This is a genomic window from Streptomyces sp. NPDC057743, from assembly GCF_042798755.1.
Classification (GTDB): Bacteria; Actinomycetota; Actinomycetes; order Streptomycetales; family Streptomycetaceae; genus Streptomyces.
Window position 1 is genome coordinate 110,152 of sequence record NZ_JBHVJX010000017.1, and the last position, 17,837, is coordinate 127,988.

Genomic DNA, 17,837 nt, shown 5'->3' on the forward strand with positions numbered 1-17,837 from the left:
CGGCGGTGTCCCCCTCTTCATGAGCCCGCCCACTCTCTCCCGTAAGGCCAACACCCCATGTACCGCCTGTTCTTCCAGCTGTTCTTCCAGCGCATGGACCCCGAGAAGGCCCACCACCTGGCCTTCCGGTGGATCCGCCTGGCCGCGCGCGTCCCGGTGCTGCGCACCTTCGTGGCGGCCGTCCTCGCCCCCCGCCACAAGGAGCTGCGCACCGAGGCCCTGGGCCGCCGGATGCACGGCCCGTTCGGACTGGCCGCCGGCTTCGACAAGAACGCCGTCGCCATCGACGGGATGGCGATGCTCGGCTTCGACCACGTCGAGATCGGCACGGTCACCGCCCAGCCGCAGCCCGGCAACCCCAAGAAGCGGCTCTTCCGGCTCGTCCCGGACCGCGCGCTGATCAACCGGATGGGCTTCAACAACGACGGCTCGGCGGTCGTCGCCGCCCGTCTGGCCGCCCGGAACCCGGTCTTCCGGACCACCGTCGGCGTCAACATCGGCAAGACCAAGGTCGTGCCGGAGGCCGAGGCGGTCGCCGACTACGTCACCTCCACCGAGCGCCTGGCCCGGCACGCCGACTACCTGGTCGTCAACGTCTCCTCGCCGAACACCCCGGGGCTGCGCAACCTCCAGGCCACGGACCACCTGCGCCCGCTGCTCACCGCGGTCCGCGAGGCCGCCGACCGCACGGTCACCGACCGCCGCGTCCCGCTCCTGGTCAAGATCGCGCCCGACCTGGCCGACGAGGACATCGACGCGGTCGCCGACCTCGCCCTGGAACTGGGCCTGGACGGCATCATCGCCACCAACACCACCATCGCCCGCGAGGGCCTGGGCCTGACCTCCGACCCGGAGCTGGTCGCCGAGACCGGCGGCCTGTCCGGCGCCCCCGTCAAGGAGCGCTCCCTGGAGGTCCTGCGCCGCCTGTACGCCCGGGTCGGCGACCGGATCACCCTGATCGGCGTCGGGGGCATCGAGACCGCCGAGGACGCCTGGCAGCGCATCCTCGCCGGCGCCACCCTCGTCCAGGGCTACAGCGCCTTCATCTACCAGGGCCCGTTCTGGTGCCGCGCGATCCACCAGGGCCTGGCCGCGCGGCTGCGCACCAGCCCGTACGCCACCCTCGCCGACGCGGTCGGCGCCGAGCACAAGCAGGTGACCAAATGAGTCCCGAACCCTTCGGCGCCCGCCTCCGCCGGGCCATGGACGCGCGCGGCCCGCTCTGCGTCGGCATCGACCCGCACGCCTCGCTGCTGGCCGACTGGGGCCTGAACGACGATGTGGCGGGGCTGGCCCGGTTCACCCGGACCGTCGTCGAGGCGCTCGGCGAGCACGTCGCGGTCTTCAAGCCGCAGTCGGCCTTCTTCGAGCGGTTCGGCTCGCGCGGCATCGCGGTCCTGGAGACCGCCGTCGAGGAGGCCCGGGACCGTGGCGCACTGATCCTCATGGACGCCAAGCGCGGCGACATCGGTTCCACCATGGGCGCCTACGCCGAGGCGTTCCTGCGCCCGGACTCCCCGCTGTTCTCGGACGCGCTCACCCTCTCCCCGTACCTCGGCTACGGCTCGCTGCGGCCGGCCGTGGAGCTGGCGCGGCAGAGCGGTGCCGGGCTCTTCGTGCTGGGCCTGACGTCCAACCCGGAGGGCGCGGAGGTCCAGCGCGCGCTCCGCGAGGACGGCCGCACCGTCGCCGCCACGATGCTCGGTCACCTCGCCGCCGAGAACGCCGGGGCACAGCCGCTGGGGTCCTTCGGCGCGGTCGTCGGCGCCACCCTCGGCGATCTCTCCGCGTTCGACCTGGCGATCAACGGCCCGCTGCTGGCTCCCGGCATCGGCGCGCAGGGCGCCACCCCCGCGGACCTGCCCACGGTCTTCGGCGGGACGGTCCGCAACGTGGTCCCGAGCGTCAGTCGGGGCGTGCTCAAGCACGGTCCGGACGCCGGTGCACTGCGCGCGGCGGCGGCCCGGTTCGCCGACGAAGTGCGCGCGGCAGTTGCATAACGAGGTCGGTTAGTCCCGAAATGTCCTGGTCAGCAGAGTCTGACCAGGACTTTTCGTCTGTTCTCGCTGACTGGAGCGCCATCGGCCGCTAGTCTCCGTCGAGAGCACTGCACGTAAGCGCGTTGCTCGTTGCTCCGTTGTGACGGGGCGACTAGGTTCCACACCGGTCCGTATCCGACAGTTCGACATCCGAGGTGACGTAGGCGTGGCTCTTCCGCCCCTTACCCCTGAACAGCGCGCTGCCGCGCTCGAAAAGGCCGCCGCGGCTCGCCGGGAGCGCGCCGAGGTCAAGAATCGGCTCAAGCACTCCGGAGCCTCCCTCCACGAGGTCATCCAGCAGGGCCAGAAGAACGATGTCATCGGCAAGATGAAGGTCTCCGCCCTCCTGGAGTCCCTGCCCGGCGTCGGCAAGGTCCGCGCGAAGCAGATCATGGAGCGGCTCGGCATCTCCGAGAGCCGCCGCGTCCGCGGTCTGGGCTCGAACCAGATCGCATCGCTGGAGCGCGAGTTCGGGAGCACTGGTTCCTGAGTTTCTCGGCACTGCCGGGTAGCTGGAATAATCGCTGCATGAGTTCAGCAGTCTCCCGGGGGTCCGCCCCCGTACCCCCGGCCAGACAACCGCGCCTGACCGTGCTCTCCGGCCCCTCGGGGGTCGGCAAGAGCACGGTCGTCGCGCATCTGCGCAAGGTCCACCCCGAAATCTGGCTCTCGGTGTCGGCCACCACCCGCAAGCCGCGCCCGGGGGAGCGTCACGGCGTCCAGTACTTCTTCGTCGAGGACGAGGAGTTCGACAAGCTGATCGCCAACGGCGAACTGCTGGAGTGGGCCGAGTTCGCCGGTAACCGCTACGGCACCCCGCGCAAGGCGGTCCTGGACCGACTGGAGTCCGGCGAGCCCGTCCTGCTGGAGATCGACCTCCAGGGCGCCCGCCAGGTCCGCGAGTCCATGCCCGACGCCAACCTGGTCTTCCTGGCCCCGCCGAGCTGGGAGGAGCTGGTCCGCCGGCTCACCGGCCGCGGCACGGAGGCGGCGGAGGTCATCGAGCGGCGCCTGGAGGCGGCCCGGATCGAGCTGGCGGCGGAGAAGGAGTTCGACGTCACACTCGTCAACACCTCCGTCGAGGACGTCAGCCGTGAGCTGCTAGCCTTGATGCTGCGTCGCTCTGAGGACCGGGCCACCGGCGACTGACCCGGTCCCGATCCCGGCGCCACGGATTTGAGCGCGGCCGCGCGCTACCACCTGCTTCATCCCCTTTCGGAAGGTAGAGAGTGTCCTCTTCCATCACCGCACCCGAGGGCATCATCAACCCGCCCATTGATGAGCTTCTTGAGGCCACGGACTCGAAGTACAGCCTCGTGATCTACGCCGCCAAGCGCGCGCGCCAGATCAACGCCTACTACTCCCAGCTCGGCGAGGGCCTGCTGGAGTACGTCGGCCCGCTGGTCGACACCCACGTCCACGAGAAGCCCCTGTCGATCGCGCTGCGCGAGATCAACGCGGGTCTGCTGACCTCGGAGGCCGTCGAGGGCCCCGTCGGCCAGTAAGCGGCACCAAGGCTTTACCTCACCAAGGGCCCGGCAGGGGCGCCTCCCAGCATGTGGCTGGGCGGACCTGCCGGGCCCTTGGCGTGCCCGGAGGGCATAGGTTGAGGGACATGCGTTCGGACCTGAGCTCGGGGAGCGGGGAAGCGATGGAGAAGCGGGAGCGGCCCAGGGTCGTCCTGGGGGTCAGTGGCGGGATCGCCGCGTACAAGGCGTGCGAGCTGCTGCGGCGGCTCACGGAGTCCGGCCACGACGTACGGGTCGTGCCGACCGCCTCGGCGCTGCACTTCGTCGGGGAGGCCACCTGGTCGGCGCTGTCCGGCAACCCGGCCACCACCGAGGTCTGGGAGTCCGTCCACGAGGTCCCGCACGTCCGCATCGGCCAGGCCGCCGACCTCGTCGTGGTCGCCCCGGCCACCGCCGACCTGATGGCCAAGGCCGCCCACGGCCTCGCCGACGACCTGCTGACCAACACCCTGCTCACCGCCCGCTGTCCGGTGGTCTTCGCGCCCGCGATGCACACCGAGATGTGGGAGAACCCCGCCACCCAGGAGAACGTCGCCACGCTGCGGCGCCGCGGTGCGCTGGTCATCGAGCCCGCGGTGGGCCGGCTCACCGGCGTCGACACCGGCAAGGGTCGCTTCCCCGACCCGGTGGAGATCTTCGACCTGTGTCGGCAGGTGCTGGCCCGCGGCGCCCAGGGGCTGGCGCAGGACCTGGCCGGCCGGCACGTGGTGGTCAGCGCCGGCGGCACCCGGGAGCCGCTGGACCCGGTGCGCTACCTGGGCAACCGCTCCTCCGGCAAGCAGGGTTACGCGCTGGCTCGTACGGCCGCGGCCCGCGGCGCCCGGGTCACCCTGGTCGCCGGCAACACCGAGTTGCCCGACCCGGCCGGGGTGGACGTGATCCGCATCGGCACCGCCCGGCAGCTCCGGGAGGCCGTGCTCAAGGCCGCGGCCGACGCCGATGCGGTCGTGATGGCCGCCGCGGTGGCCGATTTCCGGCCCGCCAGCTACGCCACCGGCAAGATCAAGAAGCAGGAGGGGCAGGAGCCGGAACCCATCGCCCTGGTGCGTAATCCGGACATCCTTGCCGAGCTCTCCGCCGACCGGGCCCGACCCGGCCAGGTGGTCGTCGGCTTCGCCGCGGAGACCGACGACGTCCTCGCCAACGGCCGCGCCAAGCTGGCCCGTAAGGGCTGCGATCTCCTGGTGGTGAACGAGGTCGGCGAGCGCAAGACCTTCGGTTCGGCCGAAAACGAGGCCGTGATCCTGGCCACGGACGGCACCGAGACCCCCGTCCCGTACGGCCCGAAAGAAGCCCTCGCCGACACGGTTTGGGACCTGGTGGCGCCCCGTCTGGCGGCCCCGGGAGCCTGACCGGGAACGCCCCGCGGAATCCCCGATACCGGGTCCGGAAGGGCCTTCACCGACCCATCGAAATTCGGCGTGCCCTCTTGACCGGACCGAATGTCGAGGTGATCGTCACTACGGTGAGGCGTGGTGTCCCAGGTCACGGGGGTTCCATAAAACGAGACTGCGTACCCGCGCGCCACGTTAGACCGATAAACTGGCAGCGGTCCGGCCGAGCGCAGCTCTCGGCCGTTCCGCTAAATGATCAGCCAGCAGCCGCTGCAACCCCAGGGAGCGATGTGTCCCGCCGCCTGTTCACCTCGGAGTCTGTCACCGAGGGCCACCCTGACAAGATCGCTGACCAGATCAGCGACACCATTCTCGACGCGCTCCTCAAGGAGGACCCGAGCTCTCGGGTCGCCGTTGAGACGTTGATCACCACCGGCCTGGTGCACGTGGCCGGCGAGGTGACGACCAAGGCGTACGCCGACATCCCCAACCTCGTCCGGAACAAGATCCTGGAGATCGGTTACGACTCGTCGAAGAAGGGCTTCGACGGCGCCTCCTGCGGCGTCTCGGTGTCCATCGGCGCGCAGTCCCCGGACATCGCCCAGGGCGTCGACACCGCCTACGAGAACCGCGTCGAGGGCGATGACGACGAGCTCGACCGGCAGGGCGCCGGCGACCAGGGCCTGATGTTCGGGTTCGCCTGCGACGAGACCCCCGAGCTCATGCCGCTCCCGATCTACCTGGCGCACCGCCTGTCGCGCCGGCTGTCGGAGGTCCGCAAGAACGGGACCATCCCCTACCTGCGTCCCGACGGCAAGACCCAGGTGACCATCGAGTACGACGGCAACAAGGCCGTCCGCCTCGACACCGTGGTGGTCTCCTCGCAGCACGCCAGCGACATCGACCTGGACTCGCTGCTGGCGCCCGACATCCGCGAGTTCGTGGTCGAGCACGTGCTGTCCCAGCTCGTCGAGGACGGCATCAAGCTGGACACCGAGGACTACCGGCTGCTGGTCAACCCGACCGGTCGCTTCGAGATCGGCGGCCCGATGGGCGACGCCGGCCTGACCGGTCGCAAGATCATCATCGACACCTACGGCGGCATGGCCCGCCACGGTGGCGGCGCCTTCTCCGGCAAGGACCCGTCCAAGGTGGACCGTTCGGCCGCGTACGCGATGCGCTGGGTCGCCAAGAACGTGGTCGCCGCCGGCCTCGCCGCGCGCTGCGAGGTCCAGGTCGCCTACGCCATCGGCAAGGCCGAGCCGGTCGGCCTCTTCGTCGAGACCTTCGGCACCAACGCGGTCGACACCGACAAGATCGAGCAGGCCATCGGCGAGGTCTTCGACCTCCGCCCGGCCGCGATCATCCGCGACCTCGACCTGCTCCGCCCGATCTACGCCCAGACCGCCGCGTACGGCCACTTCGGCCGTGAGCAGGAGGAGTTCACCTGGGAGCGCACCGACCGGGTGGACGCCCTCCGCAAGGCCGCGGGCCTGTAAGGCACCGCACCGCAAGGGAACCTTCCTGGGGCCCCGGACCGCTTCGGCGATCCGGGGCCCCAGGCCGTTCGCCGGCACCGGCCGTTGTCAGTGGCGTCTGCTAAGACTGGATGCTGTGAGCAGGGAGAACGGGCGGGAGCCGGGGGAGCAGGGCGAGCAGTTGGCCCTGATCCGGGAGACCGTGCGGGAGACGAAGGCGGAGCGCGCCAAGCCGCGGACGTGGCGGGGGGCCGCGCTGGCGGCGGAGCTGCCGGTGGCGCGGGTGCTGGTGGACAAGGGGCTGGTGCACCTCGACCGGTTCTTCGACTACGCGGTGCCCGCCGCCATGGACTCCGACGCGCGGCCCGGGGTGCGGGTGCGGGTGCGCTTCGGGGCGGGGGAGAAGGGCGGGCGGCGCGAGGGCGGCCGGCTGGTCAGCGGCTTCATCGTGGAGCGGGTGGCGGAGAGCGACTTTCGGGGGGTGTTGGCCCCGCTCGCCCAGGTGCTCTCGCCGGAGCCGGTGCTGAGCCCGGAGCTGCTGGCGCTGTGCCGGGCGGTCGCCGACCGGTACGCCGGGTCGCTGGCCGACGTGGTGCAGCTGGCGGTGCCGCCGCGCCGGGCGCGCGTCGAGGCCAAGCCGTCGCCGGCGCCGTTGCCGCCGAACGCCCCGCCGGAGCCCGGGAGTTGGGAGCGTTACGGGGCGGGCCCGGGGTTCCTGGCCGCGTTGGTGCGCGGGGACGCGCCGCGGGCGGTGTGGACGGCGTTGCCGGGTCCGAGCTGGCCGGAGGAGCTGGCGCGGGCGGCGGCCGCGGCGCTTGCCGGGGGGCGCGGGGCGCTGGTGGTGGTGCCCGACGGGCGGGCCGCGGCCCGGGTGGACGCCGCGCTCGGCGCGCTGATCGGCGCCGACCGGCATGTGGTGCTGACGGCGGAGTGCGGGCCCGAGGAGCGCTATCGGCGCTGGCTGGCGGTCAGCCGGGGCTCGGTGCGGGCGGTGATCGGCACGCGGGCGGCGATGTTCGCCCCCGTCGCCGGGTTGGGGCTGGTCGCCCTGTGGGACGACGGGGACGCCAGCCACAGCGATCCGCACGCCCCGCAGCCGCACGCTCGGGAGGTGTTGATCCAGCGCGCGGTCAGCGAGCGGGCCGGGTTCCTGCTCGGCGGGCTGAGCTGCACGGTGGAGGCGGCACAGCTCGTGGAGACCGGCTGGGCGCGGCCGTTGACCGCCGGCCGCGAGCGGGTCCGGGCCGCCGCTCCCCTGGTGCGTATGGTCGGGGACGGCGACGAGGCGCGGGACGCCGCGGCGCGCGCGGCCCGGCTCCCGTCGATGGCATGGCAGATCGTGCGGGACGGGCTCACCCGTGGGCCGGTGCTGGTGCAGGTGCCGCGGCGGGGTTACGCGCCCCGGCTGGCCTGTGAGCGGTGTCGGACGCCGGCCCGTTGCCGGGCGTGCGCCGGCCCGTTGGAGGCGCGCGAGGCCGGCGAGTTGGCCTGCGCCTGGTGCGGCCGCGAGGAGTCGGCCTGGCACTGCGCGGAATGCGGCGGGGCCCGGTTGCGGGCGCAGATCGTCGGGGCGCGGCGCACCGCGGAGGAGTTGGGCCGGGCGTTCCCGGCGGTGCCGGTGCGTACGTCGGGGCGGGACCACGTCCTGACGTCGGTGCCCGGTACGCCCGCGCTGGTGGTCAGCACGCCCGGCGCCGAGCCGGTCGCGGACGGCGAGGGGTACGCCGCCGCGCTGCTGCTGGACGGCTGGGCGCTGCTCGGGCGGCCGGATCTGCGCGCCGGCGAGGAGGCGTTGCGCCGCTGGTTGGGCGCGGCCGCGCTGGTCCGCGGCCAAGAGGCGGGTGGCACGGTCGCGGTGATCGCGGAGCCGACCCTGCGGCCGGTGCAGGCGCTGGTGCGGTGGGATCCGGTCGGCCATGCGGTCCGGGAGCTGGCCGAGCGGGCGGAGCTGGGCTTTCCGCCGGTGTCGCGGATGGCCTCGGTGGCGGGCCGCCCCGAGGACGTGGCCGGCCTGCTGGCCGCGGCCGAACTCCCTGCGGGGGCCGAGGTGTTGGGCCCCGTGCCGCTGCCGATACCGGACGCCGGGCGGCCCCGTCGGCCGGGCGACCCCCCGCCGGGCGAGGCGTGGGAGCGCGCGCTCGTACGGGTCCGTCCCGGCCAGGGTGCCGCACTGGCGGCGGCGCTGAAGTCCGCCCGCGCGGCCCGCCTGGTCAAGCGCGAGGGCGAGCCGGTCCGGGTCCGGATCGACCCGCCGGACCTGGGCTGAGGGGCGGGGCCGGGGCCCATCGGACAGACCCCAGGCGGGCGCCGGTCGCTCAACCTTCACCGGTGGCACGGTGGTTGAGGGCCGGTGGCCGAGAGCGCGGCCCGCGTCGACGCACCGCCCCGGGCTCGCGTCGGCCCAACTGCCCGTATCGGCCGCGGTCCTGGACGTTCGGGGCGCGCCCGTCGTCCGTGCCGTTCCCGGCGTCGTGTGGTGCGCCGCGCGTAGCCCGGACCCGTAGCCGCCGAGCGGTCCGGATCACGGGCGAGCCGTGCGCACCGCCCGCCGCCCTCATCACCCCGTCCTGCGTGCGCGCCGTCCCGGCCTCGCTTCGCCAACCGCCCGCTCCGGGACCGTAGTCGGCAGGCGGTCCCGGCATCGGGTCATCGGGTCGTCGGAAACGTGGGGGCGTAGGGGTGTGGGGTACGGGCGGAGGAGTACGGAGGGGGACGGCGGGAAGTCAGCCGTTGCGGGGGCCGGGGAAGGCGCCGGGGCGGGACTCGTCGCGGGAGACCGCGGAGGGCTGGCTGGGCATGGAGCGGGCGGCGGGGACGGAGGGGGTCCCGGACAGCCCGCCGGCCATGCTGACGGCGCGGGCGGCGGAGGCGTCGGAGGAGCGCACCGCGGGGTCGGTGCCGTCGCCGGACGGCTGGGCGGCGCGCCGGGCGCCGTAACGGCGGTGCACCGCCTGCTTGGTGACGCCGAGCGCGGAGCCCACCGCGTCCCAGGAGAAGCCCAGCGAGCGGTCGAAGTCGACGGCGGCGGTGACGAGGGTCTCGACGCTGTCGCGAAGTTCCTGCGCGAGCCGCACGGTCGGGGCGGGGGCGCGTCCGTAGACGACGAAGCCCGCGGAGGGGCCCGTGCGCCGCGGCCGGTAGACGTTGCCGAGCTGCGCGGTGAGCGTGCGCAGGGCGTCCACCTGCCGGCGGACGCGCTCGATGTCCCGCACCAGGAGATGCAGGCTGGCGCGCGCCTGGGCGTCGTGGGTTGCGTGGTCGGCCATGAGCAAGCCTCTCGAACCGGCGTGGAAAAGGAAGGGTGAAGCGCGATCGGGCCGCCAAAGCGGCCCGAAATTCGGTCAATGCTGCTTGACCAACGCGCCAGGAGCGGCTCTGGTCACGGTATGGGGGCGTACGAGCTTGTGCGCGGGGCGTGGGTAAGTTCGCACGCCCCCCGGCGTTCCGGCCCATGACCTGCGCCAAGGCTCATAGACTGGTGCGTCGTTCCGCTGCGTGTGAGAGGTAGTCCGTCACCCATGAGGCTTGTCTTCGCCGGTACCCCCGAGGTCGCCGTGCCCGCCCTCGATGCCCTGATCGCCTCGGACCGGCACGAGGTGGTGGCCGTCGTGACCCGGCCCGATGCGCCGGCCGGGCGGGGGCGCCGGCTGGTGGCCAGCCCGGTCGCGGAGCGCGCGGAGGAGGCCGGCATCGAGGTGCTGAAGCCGGCGAAGCCGCGGGACGAGGAGTTCCTCGCGCGGCTGCGGGAGATCGGGCCGGACTGCTGCCCGGTGGTGGCGTACGGGGCGCTGTTGCCCAAGGCGGCGTTGGAGATTCCGGCGCACGGGTGGGTCAATCTGCACTTCTCGCTGCTGCCGGCGTGGCGGGGGGCGGCGCCGGTGCAGCACGCGGTGTTGGCCGGCGACGAGATCACCGGTGCCGCCACCTTCCAGATCGAGCAGGGGCTGGACTCCGGCCCGGTGTACGGGGTGATCACCGAGGAGATCCGGCCGACGGACACCAGCGGCGATCTGCTGACCCGGCTCGCGTTCGCCGGTTCCGGGCTGCTGGTGGCCACGATGGACGGCATTGAGGACGGCACGCTCAAGGCGGTGCCGCAGCCGGCGGAGGGGGTCACCCTGGCCCCGAAGATCGAGGTCGAGGACGCCCGGATCGAGTGGAGCGCGCCCGCGCTCCGGGTGGACCGGGTGATCCGCGGTTGTGCGCCGGCGCCCGGCGCCTGGACGGTCTTCCGCGGGGAGCGGCTGAAGGTGATGTCGGGCGCCCTGGCCCCCGGTTACGACGGTCCGGAGCTCGCCCCGGGCGAGTTGGCCGTCACGAAGAAGGCGGTGCACGTGGGCACCGGCAGCCACCCCGTCGAGCTGGTGTGGGTGCAGCCGCAGGGCAAGAAGCCGATGAAGGGCGCGGACTGGGCGCGCGGGGTGCGGATCGCGGCCGGCGAGCGGCTGGGCGGCTGACGGCCCGGCGGCTGACCGACCGGCGGTGCGGGCCCGGGGTTGTCCCCGCGCGCTGCCGGTCAGGGGCCCGCGTAGGCTGGGGCGGACCCCCGTCCCGTAATACCGGAGCACCTTTTCGTGAGTCAGCAGCCGCCCCGCCGCCACGGCACCCGTAAGCCCTACCGCCGCCCGAAGAAGGACCCGGTCCGGATCCTCGCGTTCGAGGCGCTGCGGGCGGTGGACGAGCGGGACGCGTACGCCAACCTCGTCCTGCCGCCGTTGCTGCGCAAGGCGCGCGAGGGCGGGGAGTTCGACGCCCGGGACGCGGCGCTGGCAACGGAGTTGGTCTACGGGACGCTGCGCCGCCAGGGCACCTACGACGCGATCCTGGACCGTTGCGTGGACCGGCCACTGCGCGAGGTGGACCCGCCGGTGCTGGACGTGCTGACGCTGGGCGCGCACCAGTTGCTCGGCACCCGCATCCCGACGCACGCCGCGGTGAGCGCCACCGTGGAGCTGGCCCGGGTGGTGCTGGGCGACGGCCGGGCGAAGTTCGTCAACGCGGTGCTGCGCAAGGTCGCGGCGGACGATCTGGACGGCTGGCTGGAGCGGGTGGCCCCGGAGTACGACGACGATCCCGAGGAGCACCTGGGGATCGTGCACGCGCATCCGCGCTGGGTCGTCTCCGCCCTGTGGGACGCGCTCGGCGGTGGCCGGGCGGGCATCGAGGACCTGCTGGCGGCGGACAACGAGCGTCCCGAGGTGACGCTGGTGGCGCGGCCCGGACGGTCCACCGCCCAGGAGCTGTTGACCGCCGCGGGCGAGGAGGGTGCGGTGCCGGGCCGGTGGTCGCCGTACGCGGTCCGGCTCGCCGAGGGCGGGGAGCCGGGCGCGCTGGACGCGGTGCGCGAGGGGCGCGCCGGAGTGCAGGACGAGGGCAGCCAGTTGGTGGCGCTGGCGCTGGCCAACGCCCCGTTGGACGGCCCGGACCGGGCCTGGTTGGACGGCTGTGCGGGGCCGGGCGGCAAGGCGGCGCTGCTGGGTGCACTGGCGGCGCAGCGCGGCGCGGCGCTGCTGGCGTCGGAGAAGCAGCCGCACCGGGCGCGGTTGGTGGCCCGGGCGCTGGCCGGCAACCCCGGCCCGTACGCGGTGATCGCCGCCGACGGCACCCGTCCGGCGTGGCGGCCCGGGGCCTTCGACCGGGTGTTGGTGGACGTGCCGTGCACCGGGCTGGGTGCGCTGCGCCGGCGGCCCGAGGCGCGCTGGCGCCGCCGCCCCGAGGACCTGGACGGATTCGCGCCGCTGCAGCGGGAGTTGCTGCGGCAGGCGCTGGCGGCGGTGCGGGTCGGCGGGGTGGTCGGCTACGCGACCTGCTCGCCGCATCCGGCGGAGACCCGGGCGGTGGTGGAGGACGTCCTCAAGGGGCGCGGCGGCCCGGCGGTCGAGGCCGAGTGGGTCGACGCCCGGCCGCTGATGCCGGGGGTCCTGGGGCTCGGCGACGGCCCGGACGTCCAGTTGTGGCCGCATCTGCACGGCACCGACGCGATGTATCTGGCACTGCTGCGGCGGACCGGCTGACGGGGCGGCCGCAGCGGTGACCGGTTCCGGGCGGAGGTGGGGAGCACACCCCCGGGGAGCCGGATTGGACGACGAGATATCTTGATGTCGAGCGATGTTGATATCTTGATGTCGAGAAATTTTGCAGACGTGGATGGAGCGGACCCGGTGACTGACTCGACCATCATTTACACCCACACTGACGAGGCACCCGCCCTGGCGACGTACTCGTTCCTGCCGGTGGCCAAGGCGTACGCGGCGACGGCCGGGGTGACGCTGGAGACCCGCGACATCTCGCTGTCCGGCCGGATCATCGCCGTGTTCCCCGAGTACCTCAAGGAGGAGCAGCGGATCCCCGACGCCCTCGCCGAGCTCGGTGAGCTGGCCAAGACGCCCGGCGCCAACATCATCAAGCTGCCGAACATCTCGGCCTCCATCCCGCAGCTCAAGGCGGCCGTCGCCGAGCTCCAGGAGCAGGGCTACGCGCTCCCGGACTACCCGGACGACCCGAAGACCGACGAGGAGCGCGAGATCCGCGCCCGCTACGACAAGGTCAAGGGCAGCGCCGTCAACCCCGTGCTGCGCGAGGGCAATTCGGACCGCCGCGCCCCCGCGTCGGTCAAGAACTACGCCAAGGCGCACCCGCACCGCATGGGCGCCTGGACCCCCGAGTCCAAGACCAACGTCGCCACCATGGGCGCCAACGACTTCCGCTCCACCGAGAAGTCCGCGGTGATCGCCGCGGACGGCACGCTCCGCATCGAGCTGGTCGGCGACGACGGCACCACCACCGTGCTGCGCGAGTCGGTGCCGGTCCTCAAGGACGAGGTCGTCGACGCCTCCGTCATGCGCGTCGCCGAGCTGGAGCAGTTCCTCGCCGCGCAGGTCGCCCGCGCCAAGGCCGAGGGCGTGCTGTTCTCGGTGCACCTGAAGGCCACGATGATGAAGGTCTCCGACCCGATCATCTTCGGTCACGTGGTGCGCGCCTTCTTCCCGAAGACCTTCGAGCAGTACGGCGAGGCGCTGGCCGCCGCCGGGCTGACCCCGAACGACGGCCTCGGCGGCATCTACAAGGGCCTGGACGCGCTGCCCAACGGCGCCGAGATCAAGGCGTCGTTCGACGCCGAGCTGGCCGAGGGCCCGGAGCTGGCGATGGTCGACTCCGACCGCGGCATCACCAACCTGCACGTCCCCAGCGACGTCATCGTGGACGCCTCCATGCCCGCCATGATCCGCACCTCCGGCCACATGTGGGGCCCGGACGGCGCCGAGGCCGACACCCTCGCGGTCCTCCCGGACTCCTCCTACGCCGGCGTCTACCAGGCCGTCATCGAGGACTGCCGTGCGCACGGCGCCTACGACCCGGCCACCATGGGCTCGGTGCCCAACGTCGGCCTGATGGCGCAGAAGGCCGAGGAGTACGGCTCGCACGACAAGACCTTCGAGGTCCCGGCCGCGGGCACCGTGCGCCTGGTCGACCAGGACGGCAACGTCGTCCTGGAACAGGCCGTCGCCGCCGGTGACATCTTCCGCGCCTGCCAGACCAAGGACGCCCCGATCCGCGACTGGGTCAAGCTGGCCGTCACCCGCGCCCGCGCCACCGGCGACCCGGCCGTGTTCTGGCTGGACGAGGGCCGCGCCCACGACGCGCAGCTGATCGCCAAGGTCAAGCAGTACCTGCCGGAGCACGACACCGAGGGCCTGGACATCAAGATCCTCAACCCGGTCGAGGCCACCAAGCTGTCGATCGAGCGGATCCGTCGCGGCGAGAACACCATCTCGGTCACCGGCAACGTGCTGCGCGACTACCTGACCGACCTGTTCCCGATCCTGGAGCTGGGCACCAGCGCCAAGATGCTCTCGGTCGTGCCGCTGATGAACGGTGGCGGCCTCTTCGAGACCGGCGCCGGCGGCTCCGCCCCGAAGCACGTCCAGCAGCTGGTCAAGGAGAACTACCTCCGCTGGGACAGCCTGGGCGAGTTCCTGGCCCTCGCGGTCAGCTTCGAGCACCTCGCGACGACCACCGGCAACGCCCGTGCCAAGGTCCTCGCCGACACTCTCGACCGCGCCACCGGCTCGTTCCTCAACGAGAACAAGTCGCCGAGCCGCCGCCTGGGCGGTATCGACAACCGCGGCAGCCACTTCTACCTGGCCACCTACTGGGCCCAGGAGTTGGCCAAGCAGACCGACGACGCGCAGCTCGCCGAGGCGTTCGGGCCGCTGGCCAAGACGCTGACCGAGCAGGAGCAGACCATCGTCGACGAGCTGGTCGCGGTGCAGGGCTCCCCGGCCGAGATCGGCGGCTACTACCGTCCCGACGCCGCCAAGGCGTCCGCGGTGATGCGTCCGTCGAAGACGCTGAACCAGGCGCTGGCGGCCCTGGAGGGCTGACCCACCGCCGTCAGGCACCACCTCGTCCGCCCCGGCCGGGCCGCGCGTTTGGCCGGGGCGGCCCGGTGCCAAGGCCCGTGCCGGGGTGACGGGAGTCTCCCGGCCCGGCGCGGACCGTGCGGGGGCGGACCGCCATACTGGGGGCATGGCCTTGATCAACCCCAGCATCCTGTCCGCCGACTTCGCCCGCCTCGCCGAGGAGGCGAAGGCCGTCGAGGGCGCCGACTGGCTCCATGTCGACGTGATGGACAACCACTTCGTCCCCAACCTCACCCTCGGTGTGCCGATCGTCGAGGCGCTGAGCAAGGCGACGGAGACCCCCCTCGATCTGCACCTGATGATCGAGGACCCGGACCGCTGGGCGCCGCAGTACGTGGAGGCCGGGGCCGGTTCGGTCACCTTCCACGCGGAGGCGGCCGGGGCGCCGGTGCGGCTGGCGCGGGAGATCCGGGCCAAGGGCGCGCGGGCGTCGATGGCGCTGAAGCCGGCCACCCCGATCGAGCCGTTCGAGGACCTGCTGCCCGAGCTGGACATGCTGTTGATCATGACCGTCGAGCCGGGCTTCGGCGGCCAGGCGTTCCTGGACATCATGCTGCCGAAGATCCGCCGCACCCGAGAGCTGATCTCCCGGCACGGCCTCCAGGTGTGGCTCCAGGTGGACGGCGGCGTCTCGGCGGAGACCATCGAGCGCTGCGCGGAGGCCGGCGCCGACGTGTTCGTCGCGGGCTCCGCGGTGTACGGGGCGGACGATCCGGCCAAGGCCGTCCGCGATCTGCGGGAGAAGGCCGAGGCGGCGACGGCCGGGAGCTGGGGCTGCGCCCACTGATCGAGTCGGCGGCGAAGCCCGAGGGGCCCGGGAGCGGGCCGTACGGCGCGGTGTGCGGCGGTGGTTGACCTGCCGGCCACCGAGCGTTCATGCCCGTCGTGCCGGTCATGGTCCCCGTACACCTCGGGTTTCTGAAAGGATGAGCAAAGACTCGATCAGATGCGCAAAAGGGGAGATTTTCGTGGTAGCCAGCCGCCCACAGTCCGGAATGGGCCCTGCCGAGCTGGTGCAGGCCGCGGCCATGGCCCGCCGCTTCTACCTTGAGGGCAAGTCCAAGATCCAGATCGCGGAGGAGTTCGGCGTCAGCCGCTTCAAGGTCGCCCGCGTTCTGGAGACGGCCCTGGAGCGCGATCTCGTGCGGATCGAGATCCGGGTGCCCTCCGAGCTCGACGCGGAGCGCTCCGATGCCCTGCGCGCCCGCTACGGCCTGCGGCACGCGGTCGTTGTCGAATCGCCCGCCGATGCCACGGAGGACGCCGCCGACCCCGAGAACCTCGGCGAGGTGGCCGCCGACCTGCTCGGCGAACTCGTCACCGAGGGCGATGTGTTGGGCCTCGCCTGGGGTCGTTCGACGATCCACATGGCGGCCGCGCTGCACCAGCTTCCGCCGTGCACCGTCGTCCAGTTGACCGGGGTCTACGACGCCGGGACCGCCGACCGCGGCTCGGTCGAGGCGGTCCGCCGCGCTGCCGACGTCTCCGGCGGCGAGGCGCACCCGATCTACGCGCCGATGCTGCTGCCGGACTCGGCGACCGCCGCCGCGCTGCGCGGCCAGACCGGCATCGCCCGCGCCTTCGACTACTTCGACAAGGTCACCGTCGCCTGCGTCTCCATCGGCTCCTGGGAGCCGGGCGTCTCGACCGTCTACGACATGCTGTCCGAGGACGAGCGGGAGCACTACGCCTCGCTGGGCGCGGCCGCCGAGATGTCCGCGCACCTCTTCGACGCCGAGGGCCGGCGCATCGGCCGCGACCTCGGCGAGCGCTGCATCACCGTCGAGGCGGACCGGCTGCGCCGGATCCCCGAGGTGGTGGCGATCGCCGGCGGCCGGCGCAAGGCCGCGGCCATCGGCGCGGTGCTCCGCTCCGGCCTGGTGACGAGCCTGGTCACGGACACCGCGGCCGCCGACCACCTGCTGCTGGAGACCGGCCCCGGCCCGCGCCCCGCGCTGGACCGGGCCGACCCCGACGGGCGCTGAGCGGGGCCCGCACCACCACCATCGGCGAGCAGCCCGTGCGCGGCTGTGACAGCATCGGCGCATGCTGATCCAATCCGCCCCGCGCCGGGCCGCCGCCGTGCTCGGCGCGCTGTTCGCCGCCCTGCTCCTCGTCCTCACCGGCTGCTCCACCGGCGGTGCCGGCAAAGGGAGTTCGGCCGGCGCGCACCACCCGGCCGCGACTGCCACGGCCGACGGCCGGTCGCCCGGCGGCACCGCCGTACCGCCCTGGGCGAAGGGCCACCCGACCGTCCCGGCGAAGAGCCTGCCCGCCGAGGCGCAGCACACCCTCAAGCTGATCGACGCCGGCGGCCCGTTCCCGTACCCGAAGGACGGCACCGTCTTCGGCAACTACGAGAAGCAGCTGCCCAAGGAACCGCGCGGCTACTACCACGAGTACACGGTCGACACCCCCGGCTCCCGCAACCGCGGCGCCCGGCGCCTGATCACCGGCAAGCAGCACGAGTTCTTCTACACCGACGACCACTACAAGTCCTTCAAGGCGGTGCTCCGGTGAGCCCCGAGGTGCCCCCGGCGCTGGTCGCGGTGCTCGACGGGCGGACGCCGGCGGGGGTGCTGCCCTGGCCGGCGGACCGGCCGGTGGCCCACGCGCTGGCCGCGGCCCGGCAGGCGGGCTGGCACGCGGCCGCGCTCGACCTCAACGGGGTCGGCGACAAGGCCGCCTTCATGGACCGGTGCGCCGCCGCGCTGGACTTCCCCGCCTACTTCGGCGGCAACTGGGACGCGCTGGCGGACTGCCTGACCGATCTGTCCTGGTGCCCGCCCGCGCGCGGCCGGCTGCTGGTCGTCACCGGCTGGCAGGAGTACGCGGCCGCCGCCCCGGAGGACTGGGGCGTGGTCGAGGGGGTGTTGGCGGACGCCGTCGGGTACTGGCGGGACACCGACACCGGGCTCGTGGTGATCATGGCCGGCGGGCGCGGCCGGCAGGGGGCGTAGCCGCCGGGACCGGGCCGTCCGGGACGCCGTTGCGCGACGTTACGGGTGCGTCGGGTGAGGCGGCGTCCCGGTGG

The 17,837-nt window shown here is 73.1% G+C and carries 16 protein-coding genes; 15 read left to right on the forward strand and 1 reads right to left on the reverse strand.

Translation table 11 applies throughout. The features are described from left to right. The first annotated feature begins 57 nt into the window (after nt 1-57). The 8 genes from ACFVFQ_RS21005 to ACFVFQ_RS21040 all read left to right on the forward strand — a co-directional run bounded on the left by ACFVFQ_RS21005 (nt 58) and on the right by ACFVFQ_RS21040 (nt 8,646). Nucleotides 58-1,167: a quinone-dependent dihydroorotate dehydrogenase gene (locus ACFVFQ_RS21005; RefSeq protein ID WP_383418173.1), complete on the forward strand. Its 1,110-nt coding sequence runs from the start codon at nt 58-60 to the stop codon at nt 1,165-1,167. Beyond that, nucleotides 1,164-2,000, forward strand: coding sequence for an orotidine-5'-phosphate decarboxylase (gene pyrF / locus ACFVFQ_RS21010; protein WP_383418175.1), 837 nt, complete (start codon nt 1,164-1,166; stop codon nt 1,998-2,000). Before ACFVFQ_RS21005 ends, pyrF begins: the two co-directional genes overlap by 4 nt. A 205-nt stretch (nt 2,001-2,205) precedes the next feature. After that, nucleotides 2,206-2,529, forward strand: coding sequence for an integration host factor (locus ACFVFQ_RS21015; RefSeq protein WP_016572363.1), 324 nt, complete (start codon nt 2,206-2,208; stop codon nt 2,527-2,529). A gap of 38 nt (nt 2,530-2,567) precedes the next feature. Next, the gene (gmk, locus tag ACFVFQ_RS21020) at nt 2,568-3,188 is read left to right on the forward strand and encodes a guanylate kinase (RefSeq protein WP_383418177.1); all 621 of its coding nucleotides are present in this window, start codon (nt 2,568-2,570) and stop codon (nt 3,186-3,188) included. An 80-nt stretch (nt 3,189-3,268) separates the two neighbouring features. Continuing rightward, nucleotides 3,269-3,544 carry a DNA-directed RNA polymerase subunit omega gene (gene rpoZ / locus ACFVFQ_RS21025; RefSeq protein WP_274917076.1) on the forward strand — a complete coding sequence of 92 codons (276 nt, stop codon included), beginning with the start codon at nt 3,269-3,271 and terminating at the stop codon, nt 3,542-3,544. Nucleotides 3,545-3,654: 110 nt separating this feature from the next. After that, the gene (gene coaBC / locus ACFVFQ_RS21030; protein ID WP_383418180.1) at nt 3,655-4,920 is read left to right on the forward strand and encodes a bifunctional phosphopantothenoylcysteine decarboxylase/phosphopantothenate--cysteine ligase CoaBC; all 1,266 of its coding nucleotides are present in this window, start codon (nt 3,655-3,657) and stop codon (nt 4,918-4,920) included. Nucleotides 4,921-5,192: 272 nt separating this feature from the next. Next, a complete protein-coding gene (gene metK / locus ACFVFQ_RS21035) occupies nt 5,193-6,401 on the forward strand; it encodes a methionine adenosyltransferase (protein ID WP_383418181.1) in 1,209 nt (402 codons plus the stop codon). 115 nt (nt 6,402-6,516) lie between these two features. Beyond that, nucleotides 6,517-8,646, forward strand: coding sequence for a primosomal protein N' (locus ACFVFQ_RS21040; protein WP_383418183.1), 2,130 nt, complete (start codon nt 6,517-6,519; stop codon nt 8,644-8,646). 457 nt (nt 8,647-9,103) lie between these two features. On the opposite strand, the gene ACFVFQ_RS21045 is transcribed toward ACFVFQ_RS21040, so the two are convergent. Then, nucleotides 9,104-9,646: a hypothetical protein gene (locus ACFVFQ_RS21045; protein ID WP_383418185.1), complete on the reverse strand. Its 543-nt coding sequence runs from the start codon at nt 9,644-9,646 to the stop codon at nt 9,104-9,106. A gap of 252 nt (nt 9,647-9,898) precedes the next feature. Here ACFVFQ_RS21045 and fmt point away from each other — a divergent pair, with 252 nt between their 5' ends. From fmt to ACFVFQ_RS21080, 7 genes are all read left to right on the forward strand, one after another. Next, nucleotides 9,899-10,837, forward strand: coding sequence for a methionyl-tRNA formyltransferase (gene fmt, locus ACFVFQ_RS21050; RefSeq protein WP_383418187.1), 939 nt, complete (start codon nt 9,899-9,901; stop codon nt 10,835-10,837). Between the two features lie 117 nt (nt 10,838-10,954). After that, on the forward strand, nt 10,955-12,394 hold the full coding sequence (locus tag ACFVFQ_RS21055; protein ID WP_383418189.1) for an RsmB/NOP family class I SAM-dependent RNA methyltransferase: 1,440 nt from the start codon (nt 10,955-10,957) through the stop codon (nt 12,392-12,394). A 147-nt stretch (nt 12,395-12,541) separates the two neighbouring features. After that, the gene (locus ACFVFQ_RS21060; RefSeq protein ID WP_383418191.1) at nt 12,542-14,764 is read left to right on the forward strand and encodes an NADP-dependent isocitrate dehydrogenase; all 2,223 of its coding nucleotides are present in this window, start codon (nt 12,542-12,544) and stop codon (nt 14,762-14,764) included. Between the two features lie 145 nt (nt 14,765-14,909). Then, complete coding sequence (gene rpe / locus ACFVFQ_RS21065) at nt 14,910-15,590, forward strand: ribulose-phosphate 3-epimerase (protein ID WP_383418193.1); 681 nt, start codon at nt 14,910-14,912, stop codon at nt 15,588-15,590. A gap of 208 nt (nt 15,591-15,798) precedes the next feature. After that, nucleotides 15,799-16,788 (forward strand): sugar-binding transcriptional regulator, encoded by a 990-nt coding sequence (locus ACFVFQ_RS21070; protein ID WP_383418195.1) that lies wholly within the window; start codon nt 15,799-15,801, stop codon nt 16,786-16,788. 61 nt (nt 16,789-16,849) lie between these two features. Then, nucleotides 16,850-17,323, forward strand: coding sequence for a ribonuclease domain-containing protein (locus tag ACFVFQ_RS21075; protein ID WP_383418197.1), 474 nt, complete (start codon nt 16,850-16,852; stop codon nt 17,321-17,323). After that, on the forward strand, nt 17,320-17,763 hold the full coding sequence (locus ACFVFQ_RS21080) for a barstar family protein (protein ID WP_383418199.1): 444 nt from the start codon (nt 17,320-17,322) through the stop codon (nt 17,761-17,763). The genes ACFVFQ_RS21075 and ACFVFQ_RS21080 overlap by 4 nt, the downstream gene beginning before the upstream one ends. Nucleotides 17,764-17,837 lie beyond the last annotated feature (74 nt).